10 protein-coding genes, 1 tRNA gene and 1 pseudogene are annotated in these 10,982 nt (G+C 75.2%); 8 read left to right on the top strand and 4 right to left on the bottom strand.

Annotated elements, in window-relative coordinates; all coding sequences use genetic code 11:
- Positions 1-165: 165 nt before the first annotated feature.
- Together B7L92_RS36150 and B7L92_RS36145 are read right to left on the bottom strand one after the other, a co-directional pair.
- A complete protein-coding gene (locus B7L92_RS36150; RefSeq protein WP_081241411.1) occupies positions 166-1,035 on the bottom strand; it encodes a spermidine synthase in 870 nt (289 codons plus the stop codon).
- A 44-nt stretch (positions 1,036-1,079) separates the two neighbouring features.
- Complete coding sequence (locus B7L92_RS36145) at positions 1,080-1,547, bottom strand: hypothetical protein (protein WP_081241412.1); 468 nt, start codon at positions 1,545-1,547, stop codon at positions 1,080-1,082.
- Positions 1,548-1,843: 296 nt separating this feature from the next.
- Between B7L92_RS36145 and B7L92_RS36140 the strand changes: the two genes are divergently transcribed.
- Complete coding sequence (locus tag B7L92_RS36140; protein ID WP_081241410.1) at positions 1,844-3,301, top strand: NsdA family TPR-like regulatory protein; 1,458 nt, start codon at positions 1,844-1,846, stop codon at positions 3,299-3,301.
- Between the two features lie 136 nt (positions 3,302-3,437).
- On the opposite strand, the gene B7L92_RS36135 is transcribed toward B7L92_RS36140, so the two are convergent.
- Complete coding sequence (locus B7L92_RS36135; RefSeq protein ID WP_081241409.1) at positions 3,438-4,034, bottom strand: histidine phosphatase family protein; 597 nt, start codon at positions 4,032-4,034, stop codon at positions 3,438-3,440.
- 178 nt (positions 4,035-4,212) lie between these two features.
- Between B7L92_RS36135 and B7L92_RS36130 the strand changes: the two genes are divergently transcribed.
- The 7 genes from B7L92_RS36130 (at position 4,213) to B7L92_RS36100 (ending at position 10,786) form a co-directional block, all read left to right on the top strand.
- Entirely contained in the window at positions 4,213-5,172 is a 960-nt protein-coding gene (locus B7L92_RS36130) for a phosphatase PAP2 family protein (protein ID WP_081241408.1), read from the top strand.
- Entirely contained in the window at positions 5,123-6,295 is a 1,173-nt protein-coding gene (locus B7L92_RS36125) for a hypothetical protein (RefSeq protein WP_081241407.1), read from the top strand. Before B7L92_RS36130 ends, B7L92_RS36125 begins: the two co-directional genes overlap by 50 nt.
- Positions 6,286-7,920 carry an amino acid adenylation domain-containing protein gene (locus tag B7L92_RS36120; RefSeq protein WP_081241406.1) on the top strand — a complete coding sequence of 545 codons (1,635 nt, stop codon included), beginning with the start codon at positions 6,286-6,288 and terminating at the stop codon, positions 7,918-7,920. Before B7L92_RS36125 ends, B7L92_RS36120 begins: the two co-directional genes overlap by 10 nt.
- Entirely contained in the window at positions 7,917-9,272 is a 1,356-nt protein-coding gene (locus B7L92_RS36115; protein ID WP_081241405.1) for an AAA domain-containing protein, read from the top strand. The genes B7L92_RS36120 and B7L92_RS36115 overlap by 4 nt, the downstream gene beginning before the upstream one ends.
- Positions 9,273-9,556: 284 nt before the next feature.
- Entirely contained in the window at positions 9,557-9,922 is a 366-nt protein-coding gene (locus B7L92_RS36110; RefSeq protein ID WP_004987681.1) for a DUF8844 domain-containing protein, read from the top strand.
- A gap of 185 nt (positions 9,923-10,107) precedes the next feature.
- Positions 10,108-10,722 carry a bifunctional DNA primase/polymerase gene (locus B7L92_RS36105; protein ID WP_081241404.1) on the top strand — a complete coding sequence of 205 codons (615 nt, stop codon included), beginning with the start codon at positions 10,108-10,110 and terminating at the stop codon, positions 10,720-10,722.
- Positions 10,713-10,786, top strand: a tRNA-Lys gene (locus B7L92_RS36100). Before B7L92_RS36105 ends, B7L92_RS36100 begins: the two co-directional genes overlap by 10 nt.
- Before the next feature lie 63 nt (positions 10,787-10,849).
- Here B7L92_RS36100 and B7L92_RS43165 read toward each other — a convergent pair.
- Positions 10,850-10,982: pseudogene (locus B7L92_RS43165) on the bottom strand (M6 family metalloprotease domain-containing protein); the annotation flags it as partial.

The raw sequence follows: 10,982 nt of genomic DNA, 5'->3' as shown, positions 1-10,982 counted from the left end.
CCCGATCTCCACGCGCGGCGGGCCGTCGTGCCAGGTGCAGAAGACCGACACCCGGTCCGCGCCCGAGGCGAACTCCACCCGGATCCACGACTCCGTCTTCCACACCTGCATCGACCAGTCCGCCGCGCGTGGAGATCGGGAACTACTGACCGGGACCGGCGCCGCTCACCGGAACACCGAGGGGGGCGGCGCGGGCGAGGCCACCGCCGCCAGATCGGTCACCGGGGCCGCCCCGCCGGTGAAGTCCGCGAGTTCCCTGCCGTGCTGGACCCGGCCCGGGTGCGGGTCGCAGGCGGCGCGGCGGGTCAGCTCGGCGATCGGCAGGGGCGCGTCGGAGGCGACCAGGACGGCGTTGCCGAAGCGCTTGCCGCGCAGCACCGCGGGGTCGGCGATCAGCGCGAGCTCGGCGAACCGGGCGGCCGCGGTGGCGACCTGGCCGCGTAGATGCGCGAGCGGTGGCCCGTCGGCGAGGTTGGCGGCGTAGACCCCGCCGGGTCCGAGCACCCGGCGGACGTCGTCGAGGAACTCGGTCGAGGTCAGGTGGGCCGGTGTCCGGGCCCCGCTGAAGACGTCGGCGACGACGAGACCGGCCCAGCCGTCCGGCACCTTGGCGAGCCCTTCCCGGGCGTCCGCCGAGCGCACCCGGATCCGTGCCCCGGGGTCCAGCGGCAGCTCGCGGCGGACCAGGCGCACCAGCGCCGCGTCCCGCTCGACGACCTGCTGGGTGGAGCGGGGGCGGGTGGCGGCGACGTACCGGGCGAGGGTGAACGCGCCGCCGCCGAGGTGCACGGCGTGCACCGGCTTGCCGGGCGGGGCGAAGAGGTCGACGACGTGGCCGAACCGGCGCTGGTACTCGAAGGAGAGGTGGGCGGGGTCGTCCAGGTCGACGTGCGACTGCGGGGCCCCGTCGACCAGCAGCGTCCAGGCCCGCGACCGCTCCCGGTCGGGGATGAGCTGGGCGAGTCCCCCGTCGACGCTCTCGGTGACGGCTTCGGCGGCGGACCGCCGGCGCCCGGGGTTCCTGGACCTTCCCATGGGGACATTGTCCCAGGCGTCCACCGCCGGCCGGACGGGGTCCGTCAGCAGCAGCGGTCCGCCGCCTCGATCAGTCGCTGGGCCTCGTCCAGGGCCGCCCGCAGCACCGCGGGGTCCGTCGCCCGGTCCGCCTCCCCGGGGGGCACCAGCCAGTCCGAGCCCTCCACCGGCGGTCCGGGGGAGGGCCGCAGCCCGCGGCCGTCGGTCTCCGTACAGGTGCTGCCCGGCACGTCCCACGCGGCGGCCGTCCCCGGCGGGACCAGGAAGCCGAGCGTGTCACTGCCGTCGTCGTGCAGGACGGGCCCCACCGCTTCACCGGCGCCGCGCCGCAGGATGTCGACCGCCTCCAGACCCTGCCGTGCGGGAACCGTGACCACGTCGCACCCGGGGGCTCCGAAGGGCGGTGCGCCGCCTGCCGCGGCCGTCCCGCATCCGGTCGCCGGCGCGCCCGGCGGTGCGCTCGACGCCGCACCCGGCGGCGTCAGAGGATCGCTGCTCTGGCTGGTCACCATCCCGGCCTCCACCACACACATTCCTGCCTGAACACGAGCGGGTCGGGAGTCGGGGGCCTCCCGGTCCACGGGGTTCAACGCGCCGGGCCGTCAACGGCAACGGTGGAAGTGCGCCGCAAAGGATGGCAGATCATGGCGGATCGCGGATGAGATATCCGGTTTGTGGCCAAACTCCGCGTGGCGGATCCGTCACAGCCGGTACGTTCTTGCCCGCCGGAAACAGGGCGACACTCCGACAACCGGACAACTCGCCCCGAACCCGGCATGGTTCGACGGTTCGCAGAGAGGACCCGGCCATGGCGTCGTCAACGGTGCCCTCGTCCCAGCCCGACCGGCCACCCCGGCCCAACCTCGTCTTCCGGCAACTGCGCGGACCGCGCTCGCCGGCCGAGTTCGCCGCGGCAGTCCGCCGGGCCGCCCGCGAGATCGGTGAGCGGGTCAGCTGCGACGCGCGGTACGTGCACCGGGTGGAGGCGGGCGAGATCCGCTGTCCCAACTACGCCTATGAACGGGTGTTCCTGCACATGTTCCCCGGCCGCACGCTGACCGACCTGGGCTTCGCGCCCCGCTCGTCGGTCCGCGGACGCCGGGCCCGGGAGACCGGGAACACGCCTTCGGCGCACCCCGGGCACCCGGTGGACGCCACGGGTGAGACACGCGTGGCAGACGAGCCGTACGACACACAGGACCGGTACGACACGTACACCACGTACGACACGCACGACCAAGAGGAGAGCGACGTGCTGCGTCGCGCATTCATGACCGGCGGAGGCGCCACGGTGGCCGCCGCCTCACTGGGCCCCCTCGGGTTCGCCCCGGACGCCTCGGCGGCACGGCGCGCCGTGCGCCGCGCCGGGGAGAGCGACGCGGGCGCGCTGGAGGAAGCCGTCCGCCGGATCCGGCTGCTGGACGACCGGCACGGGGCGGACGGCCTCTACCGACGTGCGGCGGCCCCCCTGCGCGCCGCCTACGCGTTGCTGGACGCCGGCGCGACCCGGCAGCGGACGGCGGACCGGCTCTACGCGGGCGCCGGTGAACTGGCCATCTCGGTGGGCTGGCTGGCCCACGACTCGGGCCGCTTCGACGACGCGCGCTCGCACTACGCGGAGGCGCTGGCGACCGCGCGGGTGACCGGGGACCCGGGCCTGGAGGCGCACGCCTTCTGCAACACGGCGTTCCTCGCGCGGGACGCGGGCCGGCCCCGGGAGGCGGTGCGGGCGGCGCAGGCCGCACAGCGGGTGGCGCGGCCGCTCGGCTCGCCGCGGCTGATGTCGCTGCTGGCGCTGCGCGAGGCGGGCGGCTGGGCCGGGCTCGCCGACCGGGCGGGCTGCGAGCAGGCCCTGGTCCGGGCCCAGGCCTACTTCGACCGCGGCCCCTCGGAGGCGGACCCCGAGTGGATGAGCTTCTACGGGGAGGCCGAGCTGGAGGGCTTGGAGGCGCAGTGCTGGTCGACCCTGGGCGACTGGCCGCGCGCCGCCCGGCACGCGCGGCGGGCGGCGGAGCTGCAGCACCCGCACTTCACCCGCAACATCGCCCTGTACACGGCCGAGCTGGCGGACGACCTGGCCCGCGGCGGACGCCCCGACGAGGCGGCCCGGGCCGGGATGCGGGTGCTGGACCTGCTGACCGAGGTCCAGTCGTCCCGGGTCCAGACGATGCTGGCGGGCACGTCCCGCGTCCTGCTCCCGCACCGCCGCGCCTCGGACGTGTCGGCGTTCCTGGACCGCCACGCCTCGTTCCCCCGCGCGGTCTGAGCGGCCGCGCGGTGTGAACGGCCGCGCGGTGTGAGCGATCACACGCGGTCCGAACGGCCGCGAGCGGCGCGTGCCGCCGCGCGGTGCGGGTGGCCGCGCGGTGCCGAGCCCCCGGCCCGGCGGCGGCGGCCGCCGCTCAGGCCGTCAGATGCCCCAGGTCGTTCCAGCTCTCGATGGCCGGCTCCCCGTACGCCCAGCCCAGGACCGACAGCGACGTCGGGTTGAGGCGGATGCGGGCCGCGAAGTCGAGGGGCAGGCCCAGCCAGCGGGCGCCGATGGAGCGGAGGACGTGCCCGTGGGCGAAGACCAGCACGTCCCGGTCGGCCGAGCGCGCCCAGGCCACCACCTCGTCCGCGCGGGCCGTCATCCCGGCGAGGGTCTCCCCCTCGGGGACGCCGTCGCGCCAGATGAGCCAGTCCGGCCGGGCGGCCCGTATCTCGGCCGGGGTCATGCCCTCGTACGCCCCGTAGTCCCACTCCATGAGGGTGTCCCAGGTCTGCGCGCGCTCGCCGAAGCCGGCGAGTTCGCAGGTCTCCCGCGCGCGGACCAGCGGGCTGGTGCGCACCTCGGCCTCCGGCAGCCCGTCGTACGACGCCCGGTGCAGACGCTCGCCGAGGAGCTCGGCACCCCGCCGGCCCTCCTCCAGGAGCGGTACGTCGGTCCTGCCGGTGTGTTTGCCGGACAGCGACCAGGCGGTCTGTCCGTGCCGGGCCAGCAGGATGCGCGGTGCCATGGGAGACCTTTCGGGAAATTCGCGGACGGAACTCCTCCATCATCGCCCACCCCGGTCACGGGCAACCCGGCGGGCGGTACCGACGTCTATCAGGGCCGGGGGCGTCTCACCGGGGACGCGCACACCGTAGAGTGACTGGCCGCCGACGGGCGTGAGAACGAAGGGGGAGGGCGATCGGATGCCGCACACCGAGAAACCGGGCATCGAGGCGGCCCCGGCGACCCGGCTGCGCTGGTGGACAGAGCTACCGCTGATCGTCCTGGTGTACGCCTGCTACTCGGCGGGGCGGCTGATCGTCCGGGGCGACGTCTCCGACGCCGTGGACCACGGTCTGGCGATCCTGCGCATCGAGAAGGCCCTGCACCTCAACGCCGAGCACCCGCTCAACCGCCTTTTCACGCGCGAACCGTGGCTGGGCATACCGGCCGACTTCTGGTACGCGTCGCTGCACTACCTGGTGACGCCCGCGGTCCTCGTCTGGCTGTTCCGGTCCCGCACGGTGCGCTACCGCGCCGCCCGCACCTGGTTGATGACGTCCACCTTCATCGGTCTGATCGGCTTCACCCTGCTGCCCACCTGTCCGCCCCGGCTGCTCGACGCGAGCCACGGCTTCGTGGACACCATGGCCCACTACAGCTCCTGGGGGTGGTGGGGCGGCGAGGCGAGCGCCCCGCGGGGCCTGGGCGGGATGACCAACCAGTACGCGGCGATGCCGAGTCTGCACGTGGGCTGGGCGCTGTGGTGCGGGGTGATCCTGTGGCAGTGCGGGCGGACGCGTCTGACGCGGACGGCCGCCGTGGTCTATCCGCTGGTGACCACGATCGTGGTGATGGGCACCGCGAACCACTACTTCCTCGACGCGCTCGCGGGGGCGGCCGTCATGGGCGTCGGACTGCTGCTGACCCCGGCCGTGATGCGGTACGCGGACCGGGCCAAGTCCCGGTTCCTGCCCCGTCCCACACCGGTCGCGGCGGACTCCTCCGGCACCCGTTCCCCGATTGTCAGTGCAGGATGCCAGACTTCCGCGGGTGAGCGATTTCCACGGCAGTGGCAGCACCAGTCGCGGTACGGACCGGGATCCGAGCCGGATGCCTCCCCCTCGGACGCCGGAGAGGAAGCTCCGGCACCGGCTCGCTGAACTGCGCGGCCCCGAGGTCCAGGCCAAGGCGCTGGACGCGCGCGCCCTGGCCGCCCTCGCCGCCAACCCGGGCTGCAGACGGCGCGCGATCCTCGACGGTGCCGGGGTGAACAAGGCGGCGCTGGCGAGTGCGTTGGGCTCGCCGTCGGTCTTCGGGCAGTCCCAGTTCGCGTTCGTGCGGGGCAACGCGTTCGAGGCGAAGGTCAAGGCCGACGGTGGCACCGAACTGCTGCGGCTGGCCCACGAGAAGCTGGACCGCTCGGCCGAACCGCCCACCGCCGCGCGCGTGCCCGACCTGACCGCTCCCGGACCCGCGGGGTGCCTGGAGCGTACGCGGCTGGCGCTGCGCGAGGCCGCGGAGGCCGCCGCCGCGGACCCGGGCACCTGGACGCTGCTCGACCACCCGATGCTCGCGCTCGACGTCGCCGGCTCCCCCGCCTTCCTGGAGCCGGACGCGGTGGTGGTGCACCCGGACGGCAGTTGGACGGTCGTGGAGATCAAGTCCTTCCCGATGCTGGACGGCGCCGCGGACCCGTCGAAGGTCGGCGCGGCGGCCCGCCAGGCGGCGGTGTACGTGCTGGCGCTCGAGGAGGTGGCCGGCCGGCTCGACCCTCCCCCGCGGGTGCGGCACCGGATCCTGCTCGTGTGCCCCAAGGACTTCTCCAACCTGCCCACCGCGTCGGCCGTGGACGTGCGCAAGCAGCGCGCGGTGACCGCCCGTCAGCTGGCCCGGCTCACCCGGATCGAGGAGATCGCCGACGCGCTCCCGGAGGGCACGTGCTTCTCGCCGGAGCTGCCCGCCGAGCAGTTGACGGCGGCCGTGGAGTCGGTCCCGGCGACCTACGCGCCGGAGTGCCTGTCGGCGTGCGAGCTGGCCTTCCACTGCCGGGACCGCTCCCGCGCGGCCGGCGCGGTGACCTCCCTGGGTCGTCCGGTCCGCGCGGAACTGGGCGGTCTGACGACCGTCCGGGACGTGCTGGCGGCGGCCCACGGCCGGGCCGGTGACCCCGACGACCCGGTGGTGGCGGCACTGCGGCGCGCGGCGGCCCTGCGCGCGGAGGCGCTGGGCACCGCCGCCGCGGCCGCTCCCGCCGCCGTCCGGGAGGTGGCCCCTTGTCGCTGATCACCACCCTCGCCCGCCTCGAGGCCGTCAGCACCGGCCGCGCCCGGCCCGCCGCCACCGTCCGGCACCGGCACCTGTCGACGCGGCCCCTGGTGTTCGTGCCGCTCACCACCGCCGGCGAGGCGGGCGCCCCGCTCGGCGCGCTGGTGGGCACCGACCGGGACGCGCCGCGGCTGCTGGTCGTCCCGCAGCCGCGCGACCGCGACCTCAGGTTCGCGTTCCTCGCCGAACTGGCCGACGTGGTCCTTCCCTACGTCGACGGATTCGCCGGCGCCGTGGAGGCGGCCGAGCGCACCGAGACCGACCCGGAGACCGGCAAGCGGGTCAAGGTCGAGGTCGAACTGTGCGCGGACGCGCCCCAGCTGATCGTGCCGAGCCGGGCGGGCATCGACCTCGTACGGCTCCTCGGCCGGTCCATGCGCTTCAGGCGCACGGCGGAGCAGGATCCCGAGACCCCGTTCCCGGCGCCGCCCCGGGTGCCGCTGCTGGGGCGGTGGCTGACGCACTTCGGGGAGCGGGCCCGGGTGCCCGGCTCGTCGCTGCTGCTGGCCATGACCGACGTCCTGGCCCGGCACTGGGCGACCGGGCAGTCCACCCTGGAGGACCAGCACCTGGGGGCGCTGCTCGCCTGGATCGCCCCGCCCGAGGGACGCTCCGGCGCCGAGGCCGCGCAGGAGGCCGAGCTGGCGCGGGACGCCGACGGCCAGCTGGTGTGCCCGCCCGCGGGCCCGGCGACCGATCCGGCGTTCGACAACAAACTGCTCGCCCCGGCCATCGAGCGCTACGACCGCGCCCGCACCGCGCTCGCCGCCGCGGAGGACGGGCTGGAGGCCGACGCCCGCCTCGGCGCCCTGACCGCCGCCGAGCGGGACGTCCGCGCGCTGGTGGAGAGCCGCACACGGCCCACCTGGGACGCGGTGTGGCGCGGCCTGGACCTGTTGCGGGAGCTGCCGCAGGGCGCGCGCGTCGAGGAGCGGTGGACGCGCGACCGCTGGTCGTTCACCGGTCACCGGGACCGCGTCCTGGCCGGCGAGCCGCCGCAGCCGCGCCGCGACGACGCCGTCACCGCGGCCAACAAGCTCGCCGTGCGCGAGCGGGAGCAGGCCCGCCTGGAGGCCCAGGAGGCCCTGGACGATCCGCTGGTGATGGCGGGCCGGCGGCTGGCCGGGGAGGCCTTCGCGGGCGAGGTCGTCGACGTGGTGATGGCGTACAGCGAGAGCAAACGGCCCAGCCCCCGTCCGCTGGTCACCGTCCGCACGGACGACCGCCCGCACCTGGGCGAGCGGACCCGGGTGTACCGCACGCTGGGCGGCAAGCCGCAGACGGCGGAGTTCGCCGGGTACGAGGACGGCGGACCGGACGCCGGCGGCGACGACGGCGACGACGGCGGCCTCCTGATCGTCCTGCGGATCATGGACAAGATGGGCCGCGGCAAGGAGCCCGAGGAGGGGTCCGTGCCGGAGAAGGGCGACCGCGTGTGCTTCACGCTGTTCGAACACGAACCGCGCGGCGGGGCGAAGCTGCCCGACCCGGAGGAGACGCCGTGGACGCACGGCGGCCCGCCGGGCGAGGAGGCCGCCGTGCCGGAGACCGCCGACCCCGTGACCGAGGAGGACCTTCTTTGATCACCGAGGCCGTGGCCTCCCCGGCCGGTTCCGACCCCGGTGCGGCGGCCGCCCGCGCCACCGACGCGATCCTGGACGACACGCTGCACGGCACCGCGCGCGGTGTCGTCGTCGACTCCCCGCCCGGCGCCGGCAAGTCCACCCTGGTGGTCCGCGCGGCACTGGAACTGGCCGCGGCGGGCCGCCCGCTGATGGTCGTGGCGCAGACCAACGCGCAGGTCGACGACCTGGTGCTGCGGCTCGCCGAGAAGAACCCCGACCTGCCGGTCGGCCGGCTGCACAGCAGCGACACCGACCCGTACGACAAGGCGCTCGACGCGCTGGAGAACGTCCGCACGTCGGCGAAGGCGGCCGATCTCACCGGGCTGGACGTGGTCCTGTCGACGGCGGCGAAGTGGGCGCACGTCAAGGGCGTCGAGCCGTGGCGGCACGCCATCGTCGACGAGGCGTACCAGATGCGCTCGGACGCGCTGCTCGCCGTGGCCAACCTGTTCGAGCGGGCGCTGTTCGTGGGCGACCCGGGGCAGCTGGACCCGTTCGCGATCGTGGGCAGCGAGCAGTGGGCGGGCCTGTCGTACGACCCGTCCGCGTCGGCCGTGACCACCCTGCTCGCCCACAACCCCGGCCTGCCGCAGCACCGGCTGCCGGTGTCGTGGCGGCTGCCGGCCTCGGCGGCGCCCCTGGTGTCGGACGCCTTCTACCCGTACACGCCGTTCCGCAGCGGCACCGGCCACGGGGACCGCGGGCTCACCCTCGCCGTCCCGCCGGACGGTTCGGGCCCGGACCGGGTGATCGACGAGGCGGCCGAGTCCGGCTGGGGCCTGCTGGAGCTGCCCGCCCGGCACACCCCGCGCACGGACCCGGAGGCGGTGCGGGCGGTGGCGACGGTCGTGCGCAGGCTGCTGGACCGCGGCGGCGCGACCACCTCCGAGCGGTCACCGGACCCCGTTCCGCTGACCGCCGGCCGGATCGCCGTCGGCACCGCGCACCGGGACCAGGCGGCGGCGGTGCGGGCGGCACTCACGGAGCTGGGCGTGACGGACGTCACGGTCGACACGGCGAACCGTCTGCAGGGCCGGGAGTACGACGTCACGGTGGTCCTGCACCCGCTCTCCGGCCGCCCCGACGCCACCGCCTTCCACCTGGAGACGGGCCGGCTGTGCGTGCTCGCCTCCCGGCACCGGCACGCGTGCATCGTGGTGTGCCGGGCGGGGGTGGGCGACCTGCTGGACGACTACCCGTCCACGGAGCCGGTCCAGCTGGGCACGCTCGTGAAGTTCCCGGACGGCTGGGAGGCCAACCACGCGGTCCTCGCCCACCTCGCCGAACACCGCGTGCGGTGGCAGCCCTGACCCGGCCTCCGCCCACCGGACGACGCCCACCGGCCCCGCCCCCTCGCCGGACGGAGCCCGGCACGCCGCCGGAGGCGGCCGGTGACCACGGCCCGGACGGCTGGGAGGCCGATCACGCGGTCCTCGCCCACCTCGCCGAACACCGCGTGCGGTGGCGGCCCCGACGGCGGGGGCGAGGCCCTCTTGCGAAGGCGCGGGACAATGGACGGTGGCCCGCTTCCCCGAAGGCGCATCCCGGTGGATCGCCCCGGCGGGTCGATCACGACGTACGAGAAGGAGAGATCATGGCGGAGCCCACGCCGCGCCGGGACGAACCGCGGCTACGCCCCGCGCCCCTGCTGTTCGAGCCCGCGGCGTCGGCCGCCGATCCCGAGCACTTCTTCGACCTGGAGTCGATCGACGATCCGCGCGCGCTGCTGGAGCGGGCGACGGAGCTGACGCTCGCGTTCCGTGCCGCGGCGGACCGGGCGATGGAGTTCCAGGCGGTGGCGGCGGCCCAGCTGGCCGATCCCCGGCGCTTCGACCGGCTGACGACGGCCGACATCGCGGAGCGCGCCGAGTGGACCGAGGACTACGCGAAGAAGATGGTCGAGTTCGGGCGGGGCCTGATGCGCGGCGGCGAAGGCCCGGAGGACACCGACCCGGTGTGAGCCCGGCGGGTCCTGGGATTCTCGTGGGTCCTGGGATTCCTGTGGGTCCTGTGGGGCCCACCACCCCGGGCTTGGACAGACGTGGCATATGCCGGGCGGGCACCCTATCCCCTCCCCCGGCGCCGCGTCCCGGGTTCCGGCAACCCTGGGAAACCGTTCCCTCACGGCGGGTAGACCTGTGCGGCATGAGCAGTACACGGAATGCCTCCGACCCCGGCGGCGTCACCCCGGACGGTGCCGCCTGGCTCGCCTCGGCGGGAACGTCTCCGCGCAGCACCCTCTCGCACTGGGCGGAGCGGGCGACCGCGCCGGTCGTCCTGCCCTGCGGCGTGGCCTTCGACGTGGTGAGCGCGCCCGCGATCTTCGGGCGCCGGATGCTGGACCGGATGTGGGAGGAGGGGCCGGGTTCCGGGCCGGTGGCGGAGTTCCGGGGCCGGATGCTGCTGTTCGCGGCGCCGGGGGCGGCCCAACGGCTGCCGGTCCTGCTGGAGTGGGAGGAGTGGGGCGCGCACGACCGCGGGCACGGCCGCGGGCACGGCCGCGCCGGCGGTGTCCCGCCGCTGCTGTGCCACGGCACCGGCGACGCGGTGACGGTCCCGGCCCTCCTCGACACCACGGCCGCCGCGGTCCGCTCCGACTCGCGCTGGCTGGTCGCCCCGGACACGCGTCATCCCTGGTTACCGGGCCCGGAGGTACTGCTCTGGGCGGCCGTACGGGCGGCCCGCGCGGCCGTGCGGATATCGATTTTTCCTCCCGCCGACCGGGGTGCTAATGTCTACGACGTCAGCAGGCGCCGCTAGCTCAGTTGGTTAGAGCAGCTGACTCTTAATCAGCGGGTCCGGGGTTCGAGTCCCTGGCGGCGCACGACACGGAGAAGGCCTCCTGCAAGAGCGGGGGGCCTTCTCCCGTATGCGCCCCCGCCGGTGATCACCCCGTGGTGATCTTCACCGTCCACGCCCCCGAGGCCGTGCGTCCCTCCACCTCCACCCGTACGGACTCCCCCGGCACCGTGAAGGTCTCGCCGAGGGCGACCGGGGCGTCGGCGAGACCTTCACGGTGC

The organism is Streptomyces viridosporus (assembly GCF_002078235.1).
Lineage (GTDB): Bacteria > Actinomycetota > Actinomycetes > Streptomycetales > Streptomycetaceae > Streptomyces > Streptomyces viridosporus.
This window is presented reverse-complemented; position numbering and strand designations above follow the sequence as displayed.

Excerpts from the sequence above, each read along its gene's own strand:
- B7L92_RS36140 (WP_081241410.1), top strand. The coding sequence starts at position 1,844 with ATGGCGTCGTCAACGGTGCCCTCGTCCCAGCCCGACCGGCCACCCCGG.
- B7L92_RS36125 (WP_081241407.1), top strand. The coding sequence starts at position 5,123 with ATGCCTCCCCCTCGGACGCCGGAGAGGAAGCTCCGGCACCGGCTCGCT.
- B7L92_RS36150 (WP_081241411.1), bottom strand. The coding sequence starts at position 1,035 with ATGGGAAGGTCCAGGAACCCCGGGCGCCGGCGGTCCGCCGCCGAAGCC.
- B7L92_RS36110 (WP_004987681.1), top strand. The coding sequence starts at position 9,557 with ATGGCGGAGCCCACGCCGCGCCGGGACGAACCGCGGCTACGCCCCGCG.
- B7L92_RS36130 (WP_081241408.1), top strand. The coding sequence starts at position 4,213 with ATGCCGCACACCGAGAAACCGGGCATCGAGGCGGCCCCGGCGACCCGG.
- B7L92_RS36135 (WP_081241409.1), bottom strand. The coding sequence starts at position 4,034 with ATGGCACCGCGCATCCTGCTGGCCCGGCACGGACAGACCGCCTGGTCG.
- B7L92_RS36105 (WP_081241404.1), top strand. The coding sequence starts at position 10,108 with ATGAGCAGTACACGGAATGCCTCCGACCCCGGCGGCGTCACCCCGGAC.
- B7L92_RS36145 (WP_081241412.1), bottom strand. The coding sequence starts at position 1,547 with ATGGTGACCAGCCAGAGCAGCGATCCTCTGACGCCGCCGGGTGCGGCG.